The organism is Streptomyces sp. NPDC042102 (assembly GCF_055582305.1).
Genome location: NZ_JBVJDL010000001.1, coordinates 1077829 through 1100736 on the forward strand (window position 1 = coordinate 1077829; position 22908 = coordinate 1100736).

Genomic DNA, 22908 nt, shown 5'->3' on the forward strand with positions numbered 1-22908 from the left:
CACGCGGCACGGCGGGATCCGACGGCGGTTCTCGCCCCCTCCCTTCCTGTCCCCGTCGCTCGACCACGGGCGGCCCTCTCTCCATCGGAGGCGTTTCCATGAAATCTGAGGATCTGCGCGAACGGCTCGCCGAGGTGGCCGAGCGGCACGGCATACCTGGCGCGAGCATCGCCGTCCTGCACGGCGACGAGGTCACCGAAGCCGCCTACGGTGTGCTCGACCGGGACTTCGGCTACCCGGTGACCACCGACTCGGTCTTCCAGACCGGATCGATCACCAAGGTGTGGACCGCCACCCTGATCATGCAGCTGGTCGACGAGGGACTGCTCACCCTGGACTCCCCGGTCGCCGACCACCTGCCCGGCTTCCGGGTCGCCGACGCCCGCACCTCCGAGTCAGTGACGGTACGCCAACTCCTCTGTCACACCGGAGGGTTCGAGGGCGACATCTTCTCCGACCACGGCCCGGGCGACGACGCCGTCGAACGATTCGTGACGGCGCTTCCCGGCCCCGCCCGACAGCTCTTCCCGTCCGGCGAGATGTTCTCGTACTGCAACAGCGGCTATGTCGTCCTCGGACGCATCGTCGAGGTGCTCACGGGCCTGACGTGGGAGGCGGCCCTGCACGAGCGGATCGCAGCGCCCCTCGGAATGACCCACGCCGTCACCTCGCCGGGCCGGGCGATCCGGCACCGGGTGGCGATGGGCCACGTCCCCGGACCTGACGGCGAGCCGGTGAAGGCACCGTTCTGGGAGATGCCGCGCTCCAACGCCCCGGCGGGCGCCACCCTGACGCTGACCGCCCGTGACCAGCTGCGCTTCGCTCAGCTCCACCTCGCCGACGGCCTGGCCCCCGACGGCACCCGCCTGTTGAGCGAGGCGTCCGCCGCCGCGATGCGGCGCCCCGAGGTCGTGGTTCCGGGCTCGGGCCGGCTGGGCGACCACTGGAGCCTCGGCTGGGAGATCTTCGACTGGGAGGGGGGTCCGGTCATCGGCCACGACGGCGGCACCATGGGCCAGACCGCCCTGCTCCGCGCCGTCCCGGGCAAGGACGTGGCGGTGGTGATCCTCATCAACGGCGGTGAGTTCTTCGGCCTGCACGGGCTGCTCACGGAACTCCTCGCCGAACTCGCCGGGGTCACCGTCCCCCCGATGCCCACGCCGCCGGCCGAGCCTCCTGCGGTCGACCCCCGGTACTTCGCCGGACGGTACGAGTCGGTCACCCAGCGGGCCGAGGTGACCGAGACCGAGGACGGTCTCCGGCTCGTCCTGTGGCCGCTCGGCCCGAGCGCGGAGCTGCACGGCACCGATCCGCTGAGCGACCTGACGATGATCCCGCTCGACGCGCACACGCTCATCGGCACGGCGCGGGAGAACGGCGAGTTCCCGACCGTCACCTTCCTCGGCGACGGCGACCGGGCCGCGTACTTGCACGGGACCCGTGCCATCCCCCGCGCCTGAACGTCCGCACCGCACCCGGCCCACCGGCCCTCGCGCCGGTGGCCGCCCGGGCCGGCCACCGCGCCGGCTCCATCACCGCGTCCCGCCCCGCCCGGCCGACGGCCTCCAGGTCCGTCATCAGTAAGGAGAGACACCATGACCTCACCGAGGAGGGCCGCCGGACGACGCGAGCGTGCGGCCCGCGCGCTCGCCGTGGTCACGGCGACAGCGCTGATGTCCACCGCATGCGGCGGCGGGGTGTCCGCCGACGGGGCGCGGACGGTCACCGTCGCCATCCGCTCCGACCCGGGCAGCCTCAGTCCCCTCGGCACCGTCGACAGCACGGCGCTGATGATGAACCGGTTCGCCTACGCGACCCTGGTACGCCTGGCTGCCGACGGGTCGACGACCGCAGGGGCGGCCGAGAGCTGGTCGGTCCGTGACGGCCGCGCACGCTTCGTCCTGCGGCCCGGGCTGACCTGTGAGGACGGCAGTCCGCTCACGGCCGCCGATGTCGCCGCCGGATACAACCACGTCGCCGACCCCGCGAACCGGTCTCCGCTGCTCGGTCTCGCCGTGCCCGCGAACGCGGGGGCGACGGCCACGGCGGACGAGTCGACCCGGACGGTCACCGTCACCACCTCGGGCTCCGCCCCGTTCCTCGTGGAGATGGCCCGCATGCTGCCCCTGGTGTGCCGCAAGAGCCTCACCGATCTGTCCCGGCTCTCCCGGGCGACCGCCGCCACGGGCGCCTACCGGCTCACGGAAGCCGTACCCGGCGACCACTACACGTACGTGCGCCGGACGGATCCGGCCGGAACCGGCCCGGCACCGGACGCCGCCGATCCTGAGAAGCTGGTGTTCAAGGTCGTGGCGGACGAGTCGACGACCGCCAACCTGCTGCTCGGCGGGCAGATCGACGCGGGGCAGGTCAACGGGCCGGACGCGGAACGGCTCATCGCGGCGGGCGTCCCGTGGAAGGGCACCCGGACGCCCACCGGCCAACTCCTCTTCCACGAGTCCGCGGCCCGGCCCACCGCCGCGCAGGCCGTCCGGCGGGCCCTGGTCGGCGCCCTCGACCTGGAGCGGATCGGCTCCGTCGCCACCGGTGGCACCGGAACGCCCGCCACCAACCTCGGGGAGACCCCTCCGACCCCCTGTACCGGCGACACCGTGACCGGGAACGTGCCCCCGCACGACCCGGCGAAGGCCGAGGCCGAACTGACCGGTGCCGGCTGGAGGAAGAACGGCGGCGTCTGGGAGAAGGACGGCCAGACGCTCTCCGTCACCCTGGTCCACCCCGTCATCGCCGGGCCGCAGGTCACGGCGGCGGTCGAGCTGACCGTCAAGGAGTGGAACGCCTTCGGGGTGAAGGCCACCGCCAAGCCGATCGACGGCTCCGGCCTGCTCGCCGCGCTCTCGCGCGGTGACTGGGACGTGGCCTGGAGCCCGATCAGCGTGCCGCTGCCCGACCAGCTGACCCGCTTCTTCGACGGTCCTCCTCCGCCGGCCGGCAGCAACCTCGGCTCCGTGGACAACCCGGACTACCGACGGCTGGCCGCCGAGGCCGCCGCCCTCCCCGGCCGGGCCGGCTGCCCGCTGTGGGACCGGGCCGACGCCGAGCTGATCAGGCGCACCGACGTCACCCCGTTCGTCGACGGCACGGTCCGGACGTTCGGCAAGGGCATCCGTTTCGAGGTCGACGGCGGCGGCATCGTCCCCGGCAGTCTGCGCAGGGGGTGACGACATGCGGAAGACCCCTGTGCCCCACGACCCGGCCGCCACGCCGCCGGCCCGCCCCCGCCGCACCGCGCCGGGCCCGTGGACCGTCTTCGCCCTGCGCCGTACGGGACGGCTCGTCGTTTCGCTCGCGGCCTTGGTCACCGCCTCCTTCGCCATGATCCACCTGATACCGGGCGACCCCGTCCGCACGGCGCTCGGCCCCACCGCCGACCCGGCGCTGGTCGAGGCCCGCAGACAGGCGCTCGGCCTGGACCGCCCGGTGCCGCAGCAGTTCGCGCACTACCTCGCCGAGCTGTTCCAGGGCCGGCTCGGCGAGTCGATCGGTGCCGGGCTCCCGGTCTCCGACGTCATCGCCGCCCGGCTGCCGGCCACGCTGTCCCTCGCCCTGCCGGCCTTCCTCGTGGTGATCCTGACCGCCGTCCCCGGCGGCATGTGGGCCGCCGTCCTCACCCGTGACGGACGCCGTCGCCGCGGTGAGCTGGCCTTCGGCTCGGTGACCGGCGCCCTCGCCGCGGTGCCCGAGTTCCTGCTCGCCGTCGCGCTGGTGGCCTGCTTCGCGGTCACCTTCCCCCTCTTTCCCGTGGCCTCCCGCGGCGGCCCCGACTCCTATGTACTGCCCGTCGTCGCGCTGTCCGTCGTCCCCGCCGCCGCGCTCGCCCGGATCGTCCGGGTGGAGACGCTGCGGGTCCTGGGCGAGGAGTACATGCGCACCGCGTACGCCAAGCGGCTGCCCGCCCGGCTGCGGTATCTGCGGCACGCCCTGCCCAATCTGCTGGCCTCCTCCCTGACCGTCGGCGGCCTGACGCTGATGACGCTGCTGACCGGCACCGTCCTGGTCGAGAACGTCTTCGCGTGGCCCGGCCTCGGGACCACGATCGTCCAGGCGATCACCGAGAAGGACTATCCGATGGTGCAGGCCGTGGTCCTGGTCTACGGGACGGCCGCGCTGCTGATCACCTTCGCCGTCGACGTGGCCGTGGCCGTCGCGGACCCCCGATCCACCGTCCGAGGGAGCTGACGATGTCGTACGCATGCCGACTCCGGCACGCCCTGCGCACGCCCGTGGGACTGACCGCCCTCACCGGCGTCCTGGCGCTCGCCCTGGTCGCCCTCCTCGGACCGGTCGTCCTGGGCTCCGCCGCCGAGCGGGTGGACACCGGGGCCATCCTCCAGGGGCCCGGCGCGGCCCATCTGCTCGGCACCGACAACCTCGGCCGGGACATCGCCGCCCGGGTGGTGGTGGCGACCCGGCTCACGCTCGGGCTCACGCTGGCCGCGACCGCGATCGGCGTGCTCGGCGGCCTGCTCCTCGGCGTCGCGCCCGCCGTCCTCGGCCGTCGCGCGGGGCGTGGGGTGACGGCGGTCGTGGGTGTCCTGATCAGCTTCCCCGGCCTGCTCTTCGTCCTCTTCCTCGCCACCGTGTTCGGCGTCGGGGCCTCGGGCGCGGTCCTGGCCGTCGGGCTGGCCATGGTCCCGCCCGGGGCACGGCTGGTGCAGAACCTGACCGCTTCCGTCGCCGGGTCGGAGTACGTGGCCGCGGCCCGGATCCTGGGAGTCGGCCGACTGCGCATGATCACCCGTCACCTGCTGCCGAACATCGCCGAACCCTGCCTGCTCTTCGCCGCCCAGGCAGCGGCGGGCACCCTGGTCGCCTTCTCCGGGCTGTCCTTCCTTGGCCTGGGGGTGCAGGCGCCGGCGTACGACTGGGGACGGCTGCTCGACGACCAGCTGGACCGGCTCTATCTCAACCCGGTCGCGGCGCTCGCTCCTGGAGCGGCCGTGATCCTCACCGGAGTGGTCTTCGCGCTGGTCGGCGAGGTGCTCGCCCAGGCCGGCCGGCCGGTACGGCCCCCCGCGGGCGGTGCCGTGGCGGCACCGGGTCCCGCGCCGCGGCCGGCCCGCCCCGACGGGGCCCTGCTCCAGGTGCACGACCTGCGGGTCACGTTCCCGGGCGGGCGGCAGCCGGTGCGCGGTGCCTGTCTGAGCGTCAGGGAAGGCGAGGCGATCGGTCTGGTCGGCGAGTCCGGCTCGGGCAAGAGCCTGACCGCTCAGGCCGTGGCCGGCCTGGTGCCCTCGCCCGGCCTGGTGGAGGCCGGCACGCTCCGCTTCGAGGGCCGGGACCTGCTCTCCGAACGGCCCCGCGGTACGGCTCTGGCCATGGTCTTCCAGGATCCGATGGCCTCGCTCAACCCGGCGCTCAGCGTCGGCCGGCAGCTGTCGGAGGTCGTCGAGGTCCACGAGCGGGCCGCCCGCTCCGTGGCCTGGGCCCGCGCCGTCGACCGGCTGCGCGCGGTCCGGATCCCCGACGCGGCGCGCCGGGCGCGGCAGCGGCCGCACTCCTACTCGGGCGGCATGCGCCAACGGGCCGTGATCGGCATGGGGCTGATGGGCACGCCTCGGCTGATCATCGCGGACGAGCCCACGACCGCGCTGGACGTGACGGTCCAGCGGCAGGTGCTCGACCTGCTGGGCGAGGTCCGCCGGGAGTCCGGGGCGGCCCTGCTCCTGATCTCCCACGACCTGGCGATCGTGGCCGGGGTCTGCGAGCGGGTGCTGGTGATGTACGCCGGCCGGATCGTCGAGGACCTGCCGGTCGCGGACCTGGCCGGGCGGGCCGCGCATCCGTACACCCGCGCCCTGATCGGGGCCGTCCCGACCCTGACCACCGACCGGGACCGCGAACTGGCCACGATCCCGGGCCGGCCGCCGGAACCCGACGACGCACACCCGGGCTGCCCCTTCGCCGCCCGCTGCGCGCACGCCGACGACCGCTGCCGCACCGACGCCCCGGAGCTCGTCCCGCACGGGACGGCTGCCCGTGTCGCGTGCTGGCACCCGCTGACCCCGGCCGCTCCTGGCCCGGGGAACGCGATCCCGGAGGTCCGGGACGGGTCCACCACCGAGGGGGCCACCGCATGAGTTCCCTCGAACTCCGACAGCTGCGGGTCCGGTACGGCCGCTTCACCGCCGTCGACGGCGTCGACCTCCTGGTCCCCGACGGCGGGGTCACCGGCCTGGTCGGCGGCTCGGGGTGCGGCAAGTCCTCGCTCGGCCGCGCCGCCGTGGGACTGGCGCCCGTCACGGGCGGCCGGATCCTGGTGGACGGCACGCCCGTGTCCCGCCGTCCCGGCCGTGGCCCGGTGCAGCTCGTCTTCCAGAGCCCGTACGCCTCGCTCGACCCGAGGATGCCCGTCGGCGCGGCCGTCGCGGAGGCCCTGCCGCCGTCGCGTTGGTCGCCCAGGCCCGGGGCGTCCGCGCGGGCCCGGGCGGAGGAGGCGGGACGCTACCTGGAGCTCGTCGGGCTCGATCCCGACCGGGCGCGCTTCACCCCGGGAGAACTCTCCGGCGGCCAGCGGCAGCGTGTCGCGCTGGCACGGGCGCTGGCTGCCCGGCCCGGCGTCCTGATCGCCGACGAGATCACCTCGGCGCTCGACGTCTCCGTCCAGGGGGCCGTGCTCAACCTGCTGCGCCGTCTCCAGCGGGAACTCCGCTTCTCCCTGCTCTTCATCTCCCACGACCTCGCGGTCGTCCGCTACCTGGCCGACCAGGTGGCCGTGATGGACCGCGGCCGGCTCGTCGAGCACGGGCCCGCCGACCGGGTCCTGCACGCCCCCGGCCACGCGGTGACCGCGTCCCTGCTGTCCTGCGTCCCCACCCTGGAGGAGACCCCGTGACCACGACCAGGCCCCTGCGCGTCGACGACCTGTACCGGTTCGCGATCCCCGACCAGCCGGCGCTGGCGCCGGACGGCGGCCGCGTCGCGTACACCCTGACGACTCAGGACGCCGGGCTCGACCGGCCGGTGCGTTCGCTGTGGCTCGTCGCCACCGGCGGCGGGCCGGCGGGCCCCGCCCCCCACCGCCTCACCTCCGGGCCGGACGACCACACCCCGAGCTGGTCCCCGGACGGCACGACGCTGGCGTTCCTGCGTGGCGGGCAGCTCCATCTGCTCCGCTGCGACGACGGCGGGGTCCGTCGGCTGACCGAGCTCGACCACGGCGCGGCGATACCCGTGTGGAGCCCGGACGGCTCGCGGATCGCCGTCACCGCCGAGGTGCACCGCCAGGCCCCGGACGAACCCGTCGTCGTGGACCGCCTCGGCAAGGTGGACGGGCGGGGCATGCGCGGCACCGGCCGCACCCAGCTGTTCGTCGTGGAGACCGCCTCGGGCCGGGTGACCCGGCTGACCCTCGGCGACTTCCACGTCACGGGTACGCCCGCCTGGTCGCCGGACGGCACCCGACTGGCCTTTCCGGCCGTCGTCGGCAGGGACTACGACCTCACGGGGGCCGTCGCCGCCCATGTCGTCGACGCCTTCGGCCCTTCGGCCCTGCCGACCCCCGTCGGGCCCACCGCCGGACCGGTCCGCGCGGTCGCCTGGCACCCGGACGGCGACGCCCTGCTGCTGACCGGCCGCACCGCCCACGGGGCCGGCCACGAGTCGCTGCGGCTCCAGCCGCTGGACGGCTCGGCGCCCACGGAGCTCGCCGCCGGGCTGGACCGCAACGTCATGCCCGGCGGCTCGGGCTATCCGGGCGCCCTCCCGCAGTTCCACGGATCGAAGGGCGAGAGCGTCGTCTTCTGCGCCCGGGACCGGGGCGCTACCCGGCTGTACCGGCTGCGCCTGGACGGCGGACCCGCCCTCGGGAGCGCCCCCGCGGTGGAACTTCCGCTTCCCGCGGGCAGCGGAGTGTCGGGCTGCTCGGTCGCGGCGGGGAAGGCCGCGCTCGCCGTGGCGGACGGCGCCTCGTACGGGGAGATCGAGCTGCTCGACCTGGAGACCGGCGCACGCGCCCGGCTCACCGCGCACATGGCCGGGGCGCTCCCCGAGGTGACGCTCGCGCCCGTCACCGAACGGGAGTTCACGATCTCGGACGGCACGCGGGTGCACGGCCTGGTCACCCGTGACCCCCGGGCACCCGCCGGCGGGCCGCTGCTCGTCGATCTCCACGGCGGACCGCACAACTGCTGGGCCCCGCACGCCGACCCCGTCCACCTCTACCACCAGGAGCTGGTCAGCCGCGGCTGGACGATCCTCGCCCTCAACATCCGCGGCAGCGACGGCTACGGCGAGGACTTCCTCACCGCCGCCGTCGACGCCTGGGGCGAGGGCGACGAGCGCGACGTGCTGGAGCCGGTCGGGGCGATGGTCGCCGAAGGGCTCGTCGACCCGGAGCGGATCGCTCTCACCGGCTACAGCTACGGCGGCTATCTCAGCTGCTGGCTCTCCGCCCGCAGCGACTTCTTCGCCGCGGTCGTGCCGGGCGGTCTGATCGCCGACCTGCCGTCGCTGGTCGCCACCTCCGTGGAGGGCCTGGAGATCGCGCACGAGGAGATCGCGGACGCCGGCCGGCGGCGGGAGCTCTCCCCGCTCACCCACGTCGACGAAGTGCGGGCCCCCACGCTGATCCTCCACGGTCTGGCCGACGACGTCTGCCCGGCAGGCCAGGCCGAGCAGTGGTTCCACGCGCTGCGCACCCGCGGGGTGCCCGTCCGGATGGTCCTCTACCCCGGCGGCTCGCATCTGTTCGTCCTGAACGGCCGGCCGTCGCAGCGCGCCGACTACTGCCGCCGTGTCGTCGACTGGGTCACCGGGCACACCCTCCGCCCCTTCGGCGGCCCGGTCCCGCACGCCGCTTCGGCCCCCGAACCCGCCGGCTCCCGCTGACCTCCGGCACCCGCCCGCCGGGCTCCGTCCTCACCGGCGCCCGGCCCCCGACTCTCGGCGCTGCGAGTCGCCCTGACGTCGACTCCGCCGAGCCCGGAGCCGCCCCCACGAGGGCCACCGGCTCCGCCCCGTACGGACTCCGCCCCATCCGGCCGGCCTCCGCACGGCCGGTCGCGGCCCTCCGCCCCACCAGGCAGGGGGAGCCGCGACCGGCACCCGCCCTCCGCGGCAGCACACCACCCACGCCACGCACACCACCCGCGCACCCACACGAACCGCGCCACCCACGATCCGCACGCCCCTCAGGAGTTCATCGTGACCGCGAAACCGACCATCCCGCCCGACACGGCCCACTGGACCGCACGACTGACCGCCCTCGCCGCCCGCCACTCGGTGCCCGGAGCGGGTCTGGGCATCTGGTACCAGGGGCGGCAGATCGAGGCCGCCGCCGGCCTCGCCAACGCCGGTGCCCGGATCGAGGCGACCACCGACACGCTGTGGCAGATCGGTTCCATCACCAAGGTGTGGACCGCCACGGCGGCGATGGGTCTCGTGGACGAGGGGGCCCTGACGCTGGACCACCCGCTCGTCGAGGTCATGCCCGAGCTCCGCCTCGCCGACGAGCACCTGACCCGGAGCGTGACGCTGCGGCATCTGCTCGCCCACACCAGCGGCATCGACGGCGACTTCTTCCCGGACACCGGCCGGGGCGACGACTGTCTGGAGCGGTACGCGGAACTACTCGCCGACCTGCCGGCGTGTCATCCGCTCGGCGCCACCATGTCGTACTGCAACGCCGGATACACGCTGATCGGCCGGGTGATGGAACGGGTCACTGGAATCCGCTGGGACGCGCTGATGCGAGACCGGCTCTTCCGGCCCCTCGGGCTCACCCACACCGCGACCCTCCCGGACGACGTCCTGCGCCACCGCGCCGCGACGGGTCACTACGGCGACCCGCCCCGGGTCGTCGCGGAGTGGGCGATGGCACGCTCCACGGGCCCGACCGGTCTGATCTGCTCCACCACCGCCGACGTCCTGGCCTTCGTCCGCCTCCACCTGGACGGAGGCTCCACGGGGGACGGCACCCGGCTGCTGAGCGGCGACTCCGTGCGGGCCATGCAGACCCCGCAGGTCGAACTGCCCGGTCCGTACCCGGCCGGCCGTGCCTGGGGCCTCGGCTGGGTGCTCGGCGAGTGGGACGGGCTCGCGACGTACGGGCACGACGGGAGCACCATCGGACAGAGCGCGTACCTGCGGGTGCTGCCCGAGGTCGATCTCGCGATCTGCCTCTGCGCGAACGGCGGCAGCGCCGGCGCCCTGTACGCGGAGCTGTTCCGGGAGATCGCCGACGAATTCGCGGGCGTGTCCATGCCGGCTGCCCTGCTCCCCGCCGAAGGCCCGGTCGACGTGGACCCGGCCGACGTGACGGGCGTGTACGAGCGCAGCTCCACCCGGATCGAGGTCGTCGAACAGGACGGCGGGCTGCTGCTGCGCGACCGTTTCACCGGGATCCTGGCCGGTCTGGCCGAGCGGCCCGAGACCGAGTTTCCGCTGCGACCACTGGCGCCCGGGACCTTCGTGGCCCGGCGCCCCGACGACGGCAGCTGGATGCCGGTCGCGTTCTTCACCCTGCCCGACGGCTCGCGCTTCGTGCACCACGGCGGCCGTGCGACCCCGAAGGTGAGCTGAGATGAACCCCTCCACCGCCCGGCCCCGCACCCCCGCGCGCCCGCGCTCCGCCTCACCCGCCGCCGTCGCCCGGCTGCGGGCCCGGCTCCCCGAGATGATCGACGACGTCGAGGCCCTCGTCACCGCGGAGTCCCCGACGTCGGACATCGACGCCGTCGCCCACTGCGCCGCGGTGCTCGCCGCGCTCGGCACCCGGCTCACCGGCCAGTCCCCGGAATGGCTCCAGGACACCGGCAGACCGCACCTGCGCTGGCGCTTCGGCAGCGGCGACCGCGTCCTGCTCCTCGGCCACCTCGACACCGTCTGGCCTGTCGGCTCCCTGGCCACCCACCCCTTCGCGGTCAAGGACGGCATCCTCACCGGGCCCGGCTGCTTCGACATGAAGGCCGGACTCGTCCAGCTCTTCCACGCCCTGGCGAGCCTCGACGACCTGGACGGAGTCACCGTCCTCGTCACCTCCGACGAGGAGGCGGGCTCCGCCGACTCCCGCGCCCTGATCGAGGACGAGGCCCGCCGCACGGGGGCAGTCCTGGTCCTGGAGGCCGCCGAGGACGGGGCCCTGAAGACAGAGCGCAAGGGCGCCTCACTGTACGACCTGACGATCACCGGACGCGCCGCGCACGCCGGCCTGGAGCCGGAGCGAGGAGTCAACGCCACCACGGAGCTGGCCCATCAGGTCCTCGCCGTCGATGGTCTGACCGACCGGACCGCCGGCACCACCGTGACGCCCACCGTCGCCGGCGCCGGCACGACCCGCAACACCGTGCCCCACACGGCGTCCCTCCAGATCGACGTCCGAGCCCGGACCGAGCGGGAACAGTGGAGGGTCGACGCCGCCCTGCGCGGCCTGGCGTGCGCGCTGGACGGCGCGGAACTCACCCTGGCCGGCGGCCCCAACCGGCCACCGCTCTCCGCCACTTCGTCGGCCGGACTGTTCGCCCTGGCCAAGGAGCTGAACACCGCCCTCGGCCTTGGCCCCTTGCGCGGCGCGGCCGTCGGAGGCGGCTCCGACGGCAACTTCGCCGCCGGTGTCGGCGCCCCCACCCTGGACGGCCTGGGCGCGGTCGGCGGCGGCGCGCACGCCGACGACGAGCACGTCGCCGTCGCCGAACTCCCGGCACGAGCCGCTCTGGTGGCCGCGCTCGTCGACGAGTTCTGCGGGCGGTCCCGATGACCGGCCCTCGCACCGCTCCCTCGGAAGAGCTCGGCTCCGCCCTGCCTGCGGCCGAGCGCGCCGCTCTGGCCGCCGGGGTCACCATCCGCGAGCTGCACGACCTCGACGCCATGTGCGAGGCGCGCGACCTGCTCCACCGCGTGTGGCGCCCAGCACCGGACAACCCCCTGATGACTCCGGAACTGCTTCTGGTGCTGGCCCACTCCGGCAGTTACGTCGTCGCCGTCCAGCAGGACGGCCGGATGATCGGCACCTGCCTCGGGCTGCTGTCCACGGCCGGACTCCACTCCCATGTCGCCGCCGTCGACGACGGTGCCCGGGGCCGCAGCATCGGCTTCGCGCTCAAACTCCACCAGCGTGCCTGGTCCCTCGGCCGCGGCATCACCACGATCACGTGGACCTACGACCCACTGGTCAGCCGCAACGCCTACTTCAACCTCCGCAAACTCGGAGCCGTACCCACGGAGTACCTTCCGAACTTCTACGGCGCCATGCGGGACGGCGTCAACGCGGGAACCGACTCCGACCGGCTGCTCGTGCGCTGGGACCTCACCGCCGGACCGGCGGCTCGCCCCACGCCGGGCACTGGGCGCGCCGGAGAGCCGGCCGCGCCGTGCCCGTCCGCCGTGGTCGCCCTCGACATCGGCCCCGACGGCCTCCCCGTCCAGGGCGAGCGGCCCGGCAACGTGTCCCGGAGGACCGTCCTGGTCCGCGTCCCGCCCGACATCGAGGCGCTGCGGAGGGACGGCCGCGCCGCGGCCGCCACCGCCTGGCGTCTGGCCGTACGCGACGTCCTCGGCAGCCTGATGGCCGCCGGGCGGCACACCGTCATCACCTTCACCCGGGACGGCTGGTACGTCCTGTCACCACGTCTGGAGCTTGACGCATGAAGATCCTCGGAGCGGAACTGCGCCGGATCGCGATGCCCCTGGTGTCGCCGTTCCGGACGTCCTTCGGCGCACAGACCGCACGCGACCTGCTTCTGCTGCGGATCGAGACCACCGGAGGGGACGGCTGGGGCGAGTGCGCCACCATGACCTCCCCGGTGTACTCCTCCGAGTACACCGACGCGGCCGCCGACGTGCTCCGCCGCCACCTGCTGCCCGGCCTCTTCGCCAGGCCGGAGGTGACGCCGTGGACGGTCGCCCCGGCCCTGGCCTCCTTCAAGGGGCACCGGATGGGCAAGAGCGCGGTGGAGATGGCCGTCCTGGACGCCTGGCTGCGGGCCCGCTCGCTGTCCTTCGCCGAGTGGCTCGGCGCCACCGCGGACCGGGTCGCGGCCGGCGTCTCTGTGGGAATCATGGACTCGGTCCCCGAACTGCTCGACGCAGTCGAGGGGTACCTGGAGGACGGCTACCGTCGTATCAAGCTCAAGATCCAGCCGGGCTGGGACGTCGAGCCCGTGCGCGCCGTACGGGAACGCTTCGGCGCCGACGTACCGCTCCAGGTCGACGCCAACACGGCGTACACCCTGGCCGACGCACACCACCTGGCGCGACTGGACGAGTTCGACCTGCTGCTGATCGAGCAGCCGCTCGACGAGGAGGACATGCGCGCACACGCCCTGCTCGCGCGGCAACTGCGCACCCCGGTCTGCCTCGACGAGTCGGTCGTGTCCGCCCGCTCGGCGGCCGACGCCATCGCCATGGGCGCGTGCGCCGTCGTCAACATCAAGCCCGGCCGGGTCGGCGGCTACCTGGAGGCCCGGCGGATCCACGACGTGAGCGTCGCGCACGGTGTGCCCGTGTGGTGCGGCGGCATGCTGGAGACGGGGCTCGGCCGGGCCGCCAACGTCGCGCTGGCCGCCCTCCCCGGCTTCACCCTCCCCGGCGACGTCTCGGCATCGAGCCGCTATTACCGCACGGACATCACCGAGCCGTTCGTCCTGCGCGACGGGCACCTCGACGTGCCCCGTGGCGCGGGGCTCGGGGTGACGCCCGTTCCCGGTCTCCTCTCCGACATCACCGTGTCGACCGAATGGATCACGCCGTGAACACCGTCGTCACCACGGCCACCGCGCATCGGACCCTGGAGACCGCGTTCGCGGAAGCCGGCGTCCAGGGGCACCTCTTCGCCCAGGACATCGACGGACGGGCGGCCGTCGGACTCGATGAGGACGCCCCCGTCGTGCTGGCCTCGGTCTTCAAGATCCCGATCGCCCTGGCGTACGCATGCGAAGCGGAGGCCGGCCGGCTCGACCGCACCGAGCGCCACCCCGTGCCGCTGGGACTGCGGGACGGCGGCATCGGCATCTCCGGCTGCGCGGACCGGGTCGAGATGAGTCTGCGCGACCTCGTCGGCATGATGCTGACGATGAGCGACAACGCCGCCACCGACGTCGTCCTGCGCCGGGTGGGCCTCGCCCGGGTCAACGGCCTCCTCGCCGGTCTCGGCCGCTCCCACACCCATCTGGTGGGCGGCTGCTCCGACCTCATCGGGGCGTTGCTCGCCGAACTCGGCGCCACCTCCCTGGCCGAGGCTCAGCCCGCCCTCGCCGCTCTGCCCGCCGAGGAGCTCATGCGGTTGTCGCTGTGCGTGCCGGAACGCACGACCCGGTCCACCGCCCGCGACACCGCCGCCCTCCTCGCCCAGATCTGGCGGGACGAAGCGGGCCCGGCCGCGGCCTGCCGCGAGGTGAGGGAGGTGATGGCCCGCCAGATCTGGCCGCACCGGCTGGCATCCGGATTCGGCGACGGCTACCGGATCGCGGGCAAGACGGGCACCCTGCCGGGCTGGCGCAACGAGGCCGGAGTCGTCGAGCACCGCGACGGCGGCCGTTACGCGGTCGCGGTGTTCACCAGGGCCGCGACACCACGCGAGCTCGATCCCGAGGCGGACCGGGTCATCGGACGGGCGGCCCGGATCGCGGTCGACGCGCTCCGTGCCCCCGTGGCGGCGGGACGATGACCCCGGCGGCCCCGGTCGTCCTCGGGCGGGTCCTGGCCGATCTCGGGTCGACCCTCGTGGAACTCGCCGCCGGCACCCCGGACCCCTCCCGTCCGGTGTCCGGCGTGCTCATCCACGATCCTCTGGAGGAGCCCGCACGGTGGCCGGGTGCCGTCGTCCTCGGCGTCGGCGTCGCCGGCGCTCCCTCGGTCGCCGCGCTCACGGAGCGGGCGGCCGGGATCGGCGCGGCGGCAATCGTCGTCCGATCCCCGGTGGACGTCGACGACGCGGTCACGGCGGCCTCCAACCGCACCGGCGTACCCGTCCTCGGTCTCACCCAGGGCGCCTCCTGGGCCCAGGCGGCCGCACTGCTCCGCGGCCTGCTGGCCGTCGACGACTTCGCGGACGAGACCCCAGGCGGGTCAGCGTGGGACAACCCCCTCTCGGGCGATCTGTTCGCCCTGGCCAACGCGATCGCGGCACTCCTCGACGGTCCGGTCACGGTGGAGGATCGCGGCGGGAAGGTACTCGCCTTCTCCAGCCGTCAGGACGAGGGCGACCCGGCCCGGATCACGACCGTCCTGGACCGCCAGGTGCCGGCCGACAAGCTGCGCGATCTGGAGGCACGCGGCGCCTTCCACGCCCTCTACCGCAGCGAGGGGGTGCTGTACGTCGCCGGCCCGCACGACAAGCCACGGGCGGCGATCGCCGTCCGGGCCGGCGGGGAGATCCTCGGCTCCATCTGGGTGATCATCCGGGACCGCCTGGGCCCTGACGGCGAACGCGCCCTCGTCGAGGCCGCGAACGTCGCCGCGCTGCATCTGCTGCGCCGCCGGGCCGGTGAGGACGTCGGCCACCGGTTGCGCGCCGACCTCGTGGCCACCGTCCTCGAAGGTGGCGCCGCCGCACCCCGGGCCGCGGCCCGACTCGGCCTGACGCACCAGTCGGCCTGCGTCCTGGCACTCGCTGTGCTGGGCGACGACGTCGCCCCCGACCTGCTCGCCACGGGTCGTCGCACCGCGGAGGCACTCGCGCTTCACCTCTCCGCGGTCCATCCCCGGGCCGCTACGGCGTACCTCGGCGACGTGACGTACGCCGTGCTGCCGGGCAGCTCCGACGAGACGGCCACACGCGTGGCCGACGCGTTCCTCTCCCGGGTGGGCAGCAGAGTCCCGGCCGTCATCGGCATCGGCCGACCCGCCGCCGACCCGAGCGATCTGCCCCGCTCGCGCGCAGATGCCGACCGCGCCCTGCGTGTGCTCACCGCCACCGGCACTCCCCACCGCGCCGCCGCGCTCAAAGACGTCTACCTGCCCTCCCTGCTCCTCGATCTCGCCGACCAGGTCCACATCGATGCCCATCCGTCCGACGATCCCGTCACCCGTCTCCGCGCCTACGACGCCGAACACCACAGCGCGCTCACCGAGACGCTCGCCGCCTGGCTCGACAACTTCGGCGATGTCATCGCCGCCTCCGCCGCGATCCATGTCCACTCCAACACCTTCCGCTACCGACTCAAACGCCTCGCGCAGGTATCGGGCTTCGATCCCGGCGACCCAGCGGCCCGCTTCGAGGCCATGCTTCACCTCCGCCTGACACCGCCTCCCCCTCCCGGAACGGCTCCGTCCCGTCCGGCCCAACCTGCACGCCACCCATGGAAGGGGCGGGGGGAGACGGAAGACACCGGGCCATGACGTGGTCGATCCAGACAGCGCGCCGTGGCCCGAACGCATTCGGCGACGTACCCGCCGCTCAAGCGACCGGCCACGGCGACGTTCCGCAGCCCGAGTCCGTCGAGCAGTGCAGCCACACGGCCCGCCTGCGCCCGAACGTCGCGGGTGGAGACTGACCGCACCCCGGAAGGCCTACCCGAACCACCTGAATGCTGGGCAGCGAGCGCCGGGACCAACGGCCCCAGAGCACGCAGGCAAACAACCACATCAGGTCCGCACCATGCGCGACGGCGTGCAGCCGACCGAGCCTGTCGTCGCGGCCCCGCAGGTCGGTCTCCGAGTGGTACCAGGCGGCGAACGCGTCGAGCCAAGGAGAAGCGCGCCGCGCGCGGCACGAAGTGGTTCTTCGCCTCGTGGCGCGAGGACGGGTACTGGCGACGCGTCATCCTCGCCTTCCGCCACGTCGCCGACGGCGCCTACGAGGACGAGGCCACCGTCGCGGTACGCACCTTCACCCGCCAGTCCTCGCACCTGCCCGGGTGCATGGGGGTGCTGTACTGCGCTACGGCCGCTGCCGCCACGACCTGTGGTGGCAGGATGGCCGCATCGCCGAACGCGTCGGGCTCGACGACGGCACCAGCCACCTCCTGCTCGTCTCCATCACCCGTCTCGAGCCGCGCCTCGGGGCGGCGAAGAGCCGCTGGTACCACCTGGTGCGCATCCCCTGCCGCCACGGCACCCACACCGTGCCTGTCCCCGTGGCCATCACCACCCACCCCGCCGACCGCACCGGCACCGACCGCACAACCGGCAAGCCCCGCCCCAGCGATACCGAGCGCGACTTCCACCGCGCCGAGCACCTCCAGCAGATCCCGCAGAACACCCGCGCCCACCAGCTGCTCTACCCCTACCGCAGCGACGCCGAGTCCCTCCACAACCGGCTCGACCAGAGCCTGTGGAACCGCCGCATGATCTCCTACGGCCTGGCCCGGCAGAAGATCTACATCCTCGGCTTCGCCCTCTCCCAGAACGCCACCAGCCACCACCTCCACCGTGAAAGGGCAGCGAGCCCGACCGCCGGTGACCGGGAAAGCCACTGACGAAGCCTTCGGCCGGCACTCCCTGCCAGGCATCAGCCGGCCCGACGTGAGCCCTGCCCGCCCGTCACAGCAAAGACCGTTGTAGCACTAGGACCGGCCGGGCAGGGTGGGGAGGTAGGCGGGCGCCTTGCGGACCGGGGTGGCCCTCTCGAAGGCGTACGCGTAGCTGAGCAGGTTCGCGTCGCTGTAGCGCGTTCCGAGGAAAGAGACGCCCAGCGGCAGCGTGTCCCGTGCGTAGCCGACGGGCACGGTGATGTGGGGGTAGCCGGCCACTGCGGAGTTACGGGTGGAACTTTCGAAGGGGGTGGGGTCGAGCGCTTCGACGGTAGGAGCGGGGATGCCAGTGGGGGTGACGATGGCGTCGAGCCGGTGCTCGGCGAGGACGCCGTCGATGGCCTGACGGGCCTGACGGGTCGCGGCGCTGCGGTGCTGACGGTAGGCCGGTGCGTTGACATCTCCGTCGGTCTTGTCTGCCATCTCGAAGAGTTCCTGGCCGAACTTCGACATCTCGACGGTGGAGTTCCGCTTGTTGAACGCGATGAGTTCGGTGAGGTTCTTGGGGTGGAGGCCTGGGGTGGCGGCCAGGTAGGCGTTGAGGTCGTGCTTGAACTCGGTCAGCACGGCGGGAAGCATGTCCTTCTGCATCATGTCTTTGGAGTCGGCCACGTCCGCGCCCTCGACGATGGTTGCGCCGAGCGCTCGGAGCCGCTGGACAGCCATGTCGAAGGCGCGGTCCACGTCCGGGTCGAGCACCTCGCGGTAGTCGGAGGGGAGGGCGGTGTCGGCGTCTGACGTGGCCGTGTCGGCGGTGTCCGATCCATGGATGGCCCAGAGCGCCAGGGCGGCGTCCGTCGTATTGCGGGCGATCGGGCCGGCAGTGTCGTGGCGGCTGGTGATAGGGATCATGCCGCTGCGGCTGACCATGCCGAGGGTGGGCTTGATGCCGACGGTGGAGGTGACACTCGCGGGGCACACGATGGAGCCGTCGGTCTCGGAGCCGATGGTCACAGCGGCCAGGGCGGCTGCGGCGGCGACTGCGGAGCCGCTGGACGATCCGCAGGGGCTCCGGTCGAGTACGTAGGGGTTACGGGTCTGGCCGCCAGTGGCACTCCAGCCGGCCGTCTGCCCGGGGGACCTGAAGTCGGCCCATTCCGACATGTTGGCCTTGCCCAGGATCACCGCACGCGCGTCGCGCAGTTTCTTTACCAGGAAGGCGTCCTGTGCCGGCTTGGAGTGCAACAGGGCCGTGGAGCCGGCGGTGGTGGGCTGGCGGTCTGCGGTGTCGATGTTGTCCTTGATGAGAACGGGGATGCCTTCCAGCGGCCCCCGCACTTCACCGGTGCGGCGCAGCTCGTCGCTCTTGCGTGCAATGTCCAGCGCTTCGGAACGACAGGGATGACTCCCCGTTCGGGAGTGGTGCGGACTACACCTCCTGAGGGGGTGTCCGTTCTCCGCGTCACGCGGGAGGAGGGGGTGTCCGGCTCACTGCCGGACACCCCCTCCTCAGGCGCTCTCGCCGCTACAGGTCACTTCTTGCCGCTGGTCAGCCACAGTCCCAGCGCCGATCCGACGAAGACGACGCCGGTGCCGACCCCGGCCAGGACCCTCGTGGTACCGGTGGAGTGGGTGAAGGTGCTGACGTAGACCGCCGCCACCGTGGAGGCGAAGAGCACCAGCCAGAGCACGGGCTTCATCAGGGGTTCGTCCACGGTGGTCCTGGCCTCAATTGGGGGTCCTTTTCGAACCGGCGCTCGGTCAGGGCCAGTCGCATGGCCACCGCCACGAGCTGAGCCTGGGTGCCGTCGTGGAGGTCGCGTTCGATCCGTCGGAGTTCCGCCTCGTGGGCCTGGAGGGATCCCGCGCGCGAGGCGGTCAGTTCCTCGATCCGCCGGCCGGCGCCGGTCCACGTACCGAGCATGGTCTCCGCGATCCATGTCTCCAGCCTCACCATGGCGGGGGCCAGCCAGAAGAAGAGGGCGGCGAAGAGCCGGACGCACACCGCGGACAGGACGATCGCCTGCATCCAGGTGGTGAGGGGGGGCAGGGTCCACCCGGCAGGTGGAGTGCGCTACACCCCCGGTTCGGGGGAGGGACCGCTGCCGCCCTCTGGGCTTGCGCGATTACGTTCGGTACCCGTTCTGGCCGATCGAGGGAACCGAAGGACCACCGTGCAACCGATGACGACGACCCGGGCCACGCCGTTCGCCGTGGCCCTGAAAGAGGTCTCCCAGACGCTGTCGGTGTCCCCCTCGGTCTGCGCGGCCGTACTCGGCACTGTGTTCCTGTCGGGCACGGCGGCTGTCATGCTGCCCGCCCGCCGGCTGCTGCGCCGCCGAAGGTCTCCTCGAATCACGTAGCGGAACCAGGCCCCGCCTCTCTCATGCTTCCCGTCCTCGGGCGGGGGCACGAGCGGAAAGCGGTTCCTTCATGCGCCGCGACCATCACAGGACCAGGCCGAGCCACCGGCAGGCCCGTCGCACCACGACCACCTCTCACTGACCCACTGATGTTGTTCCCCTACCGACAGGAGTTGTTCCATGCACGCACGTGTATCGCCGAGGTTTCGTCCCACTCTTTCGCGAGGCGGCCGGCGTAAGGCCTTGCTGGCCGTGACCGTGCTCACCGGGGCCGTCATGACCACCGGTGCGCTGTTCCCGTCCGCGGCCTCCGCCGCCAAGCCGGACACCGTTTCAAAGAGCCTGAACACCTTGGTGGTCGACGACCAGATACCCTCCGCGTCGGCGAGCGTCGCGGACAGCAAGGGCCGGACGCGTCACTACACCGCAGGTGTCGGCGACCTCAGGACCGGCGCGAAGGTACCCGAGGACGGGCAGGTGCGGGCAGGCAGCAACACCAAGGCCTTCACGGCCGTGGTCACGCTGCAGCTGGTCGCCGAGAAGAAGCTCGCCCTGGACGCCCCCGTCGACACCTACCTGCCCGGCCTGCTGCGCGGCGAGGGCATCGACGGACGCCACATCACCATCCGCCAACTCCTCCAGCACACCAGCGGCCTGCCCGAATACCTGGACAAGCGCGCTGTCCTCAAGGATCCGCAGAGGTACTACGAGCCGCGCGAGCTCCTCGACAGCGCCCTCACGCAGAAGGCCCACTTCTCCCCGGGCGCGAAGTGGGAGTACAACAACACGAACTACCTGGTCGCGGGCCTGATCATCCAGAAGGTCACCGGCCGCCCGCTGGGCGAGGAGATCAACCGGCGCATCGTCGACCGCATCGGACTGCGCCACACGTACTTCCCCACCCCCGGAGACATGACCATCCACGAGCCCCACGCCAAGGGCTACCACCGGGACACAGCCGACTCGCCCTGGCGCGATGTCACCGAACTCGACCCGTCCTGGGGCTGGGCCGCGGGTGCGGTGATCACCACCAACAGCGACCTCAATCGCTTCTACACCGCACTCCTCGGCGGCAAACTCCTGCCCCCGGCCCAGCTCGCCCAGATGCGCACCACCGTCCCCGCAGGCGCCACGGGTGTCCGTTATGGACTGGGCCTGAGCAGCACGCCGTTGCCGTGCGGCGGCGTCTACTGGGGCCACGGCGGAACCATTCCGGGATACGCCACCTTGGGAGGTGTCACGGAGGACGGCCGTGCGGTCAACATCGCACTGACCGCCATGCCGGCCGACAGTGCCACCGAACAGCACGCACAGGCCGCCATCGAAACGACCCTGTGCCGCTGAAACCCTCACTGACCCAACCGGAAAGCCACCGCTCCCGCACCGCGGCCGCAGACGCCCGATGAGGGCGGGTCAGGCCGGTGGGCGGGCCCCTGCCGCCACCGGCGCTTGACGGTATCGGTCGCCGCTCCCGCTCGCGGGAACGGCGACCGATACCCCGGCGGGCCCGTGCTCACGAGCGTCGCCAGGCCACCGGAGCGACGGGCCGTCCGCCATGGCCCACATCCTGCAAGAGCCCGTATCCGGTCCCGGAGACGGAATCCGCCACCGTCACGAGGCGCGCACCGACTCGCTCTTCGCTTGCTCTTCACAGTCACGACAGGAGTTGTTCCATGCACGCACGTGTATCGCCGAGGTTTCGTCCCACTCTTTCGCGAGGCGGCCGGCGTAAGGCCTTGCTGGCCGTGACCGTGCTCACCGGGGCCGTCATGACCACCGGTGCGCTGTTCCCGTCCGCGGCCTCCGCCGCCAAGCCGGACCCCCTTCAAAAAAGCCTGAACGCCCTGGTGACTGACGACAAGATGCCCTCCGCGTCGGCGAGCGTCGCGGACAGCAAGGGCCGGACGCGTCACTACACCGCAGGTGTCGGCGACCTCAGGACCGGCGCGAAGGTGCCCGAGGACGGGCAGGTGCGGGCAGGCAGCAACACCAAGGCCTTCACGGCCGTGGTCACGCTGCAGCTGGTCGCCGAGGAGAAGCTCGCCCTGGACGCCCCCGTCGACACCTACCTGCCCGGCCTGCTGCGCGGCGAGGGCATCGACGGACGCCACATCACCATCCGCCAACTCCTCCAGCACACCAGCGGCCTGCCCGAATACATGGAGGCCCCCGTCTTCGCGGACTTCCCCGCCGTCCGGTACCGGTACTTCGAGCCACGCGACCTGCTCGACGGCGCCCTCGCGCAGAAGGCCCCTTTCTCCCCGGGCGCGAAGTGGGAGTACAGCAACACGAACTACCTGGTCGCGGGCCTGATCATCCAGAAGGTCACCGGCCGCCCCATAGGTGAGGAGATCGACCGGCGCATCGTCGACCGCATCGGACTGCGCCACACCTACTTCCCCACCCCCGGAGAGACGACGCTCCGCGAGCCCCACCCCAAGGGCTACGAACGGGAAACGGACGACGGACCTCTGATCGACTACACCACCATGGACATGTCCATGGGGTGGGCTGCGGGTGCCCTGGTTTCCACCAACAGCGACCTCAACCGCTTCTACACCGCACTCCTCGACGGCAAGCTCCTGCCCCCGGCCCAGCTCGCCCAGATGCGCACCACCGTCCCCGCAGAGGCACGCGGCCCCGGCGTCCGCTACGGACTGGGCCTCACCAGCACGCCGCTGTCATGCGGCGGCGTCTACTGGGGCCACGGCGGAACCGCCCTGGGATACCGGACACGAGGAGGCGTCACAGAGGACGGACGCGCCGCCGGCATCGCGGTAACCACCGCCCCGACGGGTGCAGCCTCCCAGCGGGTGGAGGCTGCCGTCGACACGGCGCTGTGCCGCTGATCCAGGCAGAGGCAGGCGGGATGACGGCCCGCGGGGTCGCCGACGCGTTCCGGCGGCCCCGGCCCTGGCCCCGTTCCTCGGCCCAGACCGCCAGAGTGACGGTGATCACGGACACCCTTCGGAGGCTGCTGCGTAGGCTTGTGCAGTCGTCGCGGTGGGGCCCAGGAGGGTTGGCGAAGCTCTCCTGCAGCCACCTGACGGTGCGTCAGAAAAGTCAGCAATTGATCAGCATCAGTCCTCAAAAACCTGGTGAAGGCTGACCGAAAATGCGACTCGTTGTAAGGTAGGGAAACCGCCCTTGACCTGCAAAAACGCAGGCAGGGAGCC

General features: G+C 72.7%; 18 protein-coding genes and 2 pseudogenes. 16 read left to right on the plus strand and 4 right to left on the minus strand.

What is annotated here, in order from left to right:
* Positions 1-98 precede the first annotated feature (98 nt).
* The 12 genes from ACZ6KO_RS04445 to ACZ6KO_RS04500 all read left to right on the plus strand — a co-directional run bounded on the left by ACZ6KO_RS04445 (position 99) and on the right by ACZ6KO_RS04500 (position 16296).
* Positions 99-1460 carry a serine hydrolase domain-containing protein gene (locus ACZ6KO_RS04445; protein WP_469299835.1) on the plus strand — a complete coding sequence of 454 codons (1362 nt, stop codon included), beginning with the start codon at positions 99-101 and terminating at the stop codon, positions 1458-1460.
* Positions 1461-1595: 135 nt separating this feature from the next.
* Positions 1596-3182: an ABC transporter substrate-binding protein gene (locus ACZ6KO_RS04450; RefSeq protein ID WP_469299837.1), complete on the plus strand. Its 1587-nt coding sequence runs from the start codon at positions 1596-1598 to the stop codon at positions 3180-3182.
* A gap of 4 nt (positions 3183-3186) precedes the next feature.
* Complete coding sequence (locus ACZ6KO_RS04455; RefSeq protein WP_469299839.1) at positions 3187-4200, plus strand: ABC transporter permease; 1014 nt, start codon at positions 3187-3189, stop codon at positions 4198-4200.
* Positions 4201-4202: 2 nt separating this feature from the next.
* Complete coding sequence (locus tag ACZ6KO_RS04460; protein ID WP_469299842.1) at positions 4203-6101, plus strand: dipeptide/oligopeptide/nickel ABC transporter permease/ATP-binding protein; 1899 nt, start codon at positions 4203-4205, stop codon at positions 6099-6101.
* Positions 6098-6856 carry an ATP-binding cassette domain-containing protein gene (locus tag ACZ6KO_RS04465; protein ID WP_469299846.1) on the plus strand — a complete coding sequence of 253 codons (759 nt, stop codon included), beginning with the start codon at positions 6098-6100 and terminating at the stop codon, positions 6854-6856. Before ACZ6KO_RS04460 ends, ACZ6KO_RS04465 begins: the two co-directional genes overlap by 4 nt.
* Positions 6853-8850 carry a S9 family peptidase gene (locus tag ACZ6KO_RS04470; RefSeq protein WP_469299849.1) on the plus strand — a complete coding sequence of 666 codons (1998 nt, stop codon included), beginning with the start codon at positions 6853-6855 and terminating at the stop codon, positions 8848-8850. The genes ACZ6KO_RS04465 and ACZ6KO_RS04470 overlap by 4 nt, the downstream gene beginning before the upstream one ends.
* A 315-nt stretch (positions 8851-9165) precedes the next feature.
* Complete coding sequence (locus ACZ6KO_RS04475) at positions 9166-10542, plus strand: serine hydrolase domain-containing protein (protein ID WP_469299851.1); 1377 nt, start codon at positions 9166-9168, stop codon at positions 10540-10542.
* Between the two features lie 94 nt (positions 10543-10636).
* Positions 10637-11716, plus strand: a complete 1080-nt coding sequence (locus tag ACZ6KO_RS04480; RefSeq protein ID WP_469301538.1) for a M20 family metallopeptidase — start codon at positions 10637-10639, stop codon at positions 11714-11716.
* Entirely contained in the window at positions 11713-12606 is an 894-nt protein-coding gene (locus ACZ6KO_RS04485; protein ID WP_469299854.1) for a GNAT family N-acetyltransferase, read from the plus strand. Before ACZ6KO_RS04480 ends, ACZ6KO_RS04485 begins: the two co-directional genes overlap by 4 nt.
* Positions 12603-13709, plus strand: a complete 1107-nt coding sequence (gene menC / locus ACZ6KO_RS04490) for an o-succinylbenzoate synthase (protein WP_469299856.1) — start codon at positions 12603-12605, stop codon at positions 13707-13709. Before ACZ6KO_RS04485 ends, menC begins: the two co-directional genes overlap by 4 nt.
* Entirely contained in the window at positions 13706-14623 is a 918-nt protein-coding gene (locus tag ACZ6KO_RS04495; protein WP_469299859.1) for a serine hydrolase, read from the plus strand. The genes menC and ACZ6KO_RS04495 overlap by 4 nt, the downstream gene beginning before the upstream one ends.
* Complete coding sequence (locus ACZ6KO_RS04500) at positions 14620-16296, plus strand: PucR family transcriptional regulator (RefSeq protein ID WP_469299861.1); 1677 nt, start codon at positions 14620-14622, stop codon at positions 16294-16296. Before ACZ6KO_RS04495 ends, ACZ6KO_RS04500 begins: the two co-directional genes overlap by 4 nt.
* Positions 16297-16354: 58 nt before the next feature.
* Here the strand turns inward: ACZ6KO_RS04500 and ACZ6KO_RS04505 are convergent.
* Positions 16355-16645, minus strand: a pseudogene (locus tag ACZ6KO_RS04505) (hypothetical protein); the annotation flags it as partial.
* A 169-nt stretch (positions 16646-16814) separates the two neighbouring features.
* On the opposite strand from ACZ6KO_RS04505, the gene ACZ6KO_RS04510 reads away from it, so the two are divergent.
* Positions 16815-17375 (plus strand): hypothetical protein, encoded by a 561-nt coding sequence (locus ACZ6KO_RS04510; protein ID WP_469299863.1) that lies wholly within the window; start codon positions 16815-16817, stop codon positions 17373-17375.
* Positions 17376-17462: 87 nt separating this feature from the next.
* On the opposite strand, the pseudogene ACZ6KO_RS04515 reads toward ACZ6KO_RS04510, so the two are convergent.
* The 3 genes and pseudogenes from ACZ6KO_RS04515 to ACZ6KO_RS04525 all read right to left on the minus strand — a co-directional run.
* Positions 17463-18791: pseudogene (locus tag ACZ6KO_RS04515) on the minus strand (amidase family protein); the annotation flags it as partial.
* 110 nt (positions 18792-18901) lie between these two features.
* On the minus strand, positions 18902-19069 hold the full coding sequence (locus tag ACZ6KO_RS04520; protein WP_469299865.1) for a hypothetical protein: 168 nt from the start codon (positions 19067-19069) through the stop codon (positions 18902-18904).
* Positions 19069-19398 carry a histidine kinase gene (locus ACZ6KO_RS04525; protein ID WP_469299867.1) on the minus strand — a complete coding sequence of 110 codons (330 nt, stop codon included), beginning with the start codon at positions 19396-19398 and terminating at the stop codon, positions 19069-19071. Before ACZ6KO_RS04525 ends, ACZ6KO_RS04520 begins: the two co-directional genes overlap by 1 nt.
* A 154-nt stretch (positions 19399-19552) precedes the next feature.
* On the opposite strand from ACZ6KO_RS04525, the gene ACZ6KO_RS04530 reads away from it, so the two are divergent.
* The 3 genes from ACZ6KO_RS04530 (at position 19553) to ACZ6KO_RS04540 (ending at position 22581) form a co-directional block, all read left to right on the plus strand.
* Positions 19553-19732, plus strand: coding sequence for a hypothetical protein (locus ACZ6KO_RS04530; protein ID WP_469299870.1), 180 nt, complete (start codon positions 19553-19555; stop codon positions 19730-19732).
* Between the two features lie 243 nt (positions 19733-19975).
* Positions 19976-21076 (plus strand): serine hydrolase domain-containing protein, encoded by a 1101-nt coding sequence (locus tag ACZ6KO_RS04535; RefSeq protein WP_469299872.1) that lies wholly within the window; start codon positions 19976-19978, stop codon positions 21074-21076.
* A gap of 392 nt (positions 21077-21468) precedes the next feature.
* Complete coding sequence (locus ACZ6KO_RS04540) at positions 21469-22581, plus strand: serine hydrolase domain-containing protein (protein ID WP_469299874.1); 1113 nt, start codon at positions 21469-21471, stop codon at positions 22579-22581.
* The last annotated feature ends 327 nt before the right edge of the window (positions 22582-22908 follow it).

Excerpts from the sequence above, each read along its gene's own strand:
- ACZ6KO_RS04445 (WP_469299835.1), top strand. The coding sequence starts at position 99 with ATGAAATCTGAGGATCTGCGCGAACGGCTCGCCGAGGTGGCCGAGCGG.
- ACZ6KO_RS04450 (WP_469299837.1), top strand. The coding sequence starts at position 1,596 with ATGACCTCACCGAGGAGGGCCGCCGGACGACGCGAGCGTGCGGCCCGC.
- ACZ6KO_RS04455 (WP_469299839.1), top strand. The coding sequence starts at position 3,187 with ATGCGGAAGACCCCTGTGCCCCACGACCCGGCCGCCACGCCGCCGGCC.
- ACZ6KO_RS04460 (WP_469299842.1), top strand. The coding sequence starts at position 4,203 with ATGTCGTACGCATGCCGACTCCGGCACGCCCTGCGCACGCCCGTGGGA.
- ACZ6KO_RS04465 (WP_469299846.1), top strand. The coding sequence starts at position 6,098 with ATGAGTTCCCTCGAACTCCGACAGCTGCGGGTCCGGTACGGCCGCTTC.
- ACZ6KO_RS04480 (WP_469301538.1), top strand. The coding sequence starts at position 10,637 with ATGATCGACGACGTCGAGGCCCTCGTCACCGCGGAGTCCCCGACGTCG.
- ACZ6KO_RS04485 (WP_469299854.1), top strand. The coding sequence starts at position 11,713 with ATGACCGGCCCTCGCACCGCTCCCTCGGAAGAGCTCGGCTCCGCCCTG.
- menC (WP_469299856.1), top strand. The coding sequence starts at position 12,603 with ATGAAGATCCTCGGAGCGGAACTGCGCCGGATCGCGATGCCCCTGGTG.
- ACZ6KO_RS04500 (WP_469299861.1), top strand. The coding sequence starts at position 14,620 with ATGACCCCGGCGGCCCCGGTCGTCCTCGGGCGGGTCCTGGCCGATCTC.
- ACZ6KO_RS04520 (WP_469299865.1), bottom strand. The coding sequence starts at position 19,069 with ATGAAGCCCGTGCTCTGGCTGGTGCTCTTCGCCTCCACGGTGGCGGCG.
- ACZ6KO_RS04525 (WP_469299867.1), bottom strand. The coding sequence starts at position 19,398 with ATGCAGGCGATCGTCCTGTCCGCGGTGTGCGTCCGGCTCTTCGCCGCC.
- ACZ6KO_RS04530 (WP_469299870.1), top strand. The coding sequence starts at position 19,553 with ATGACGACGACCCGGGCCACGCCGTTCGCCGTGGCCCTGAAAGAGGTC.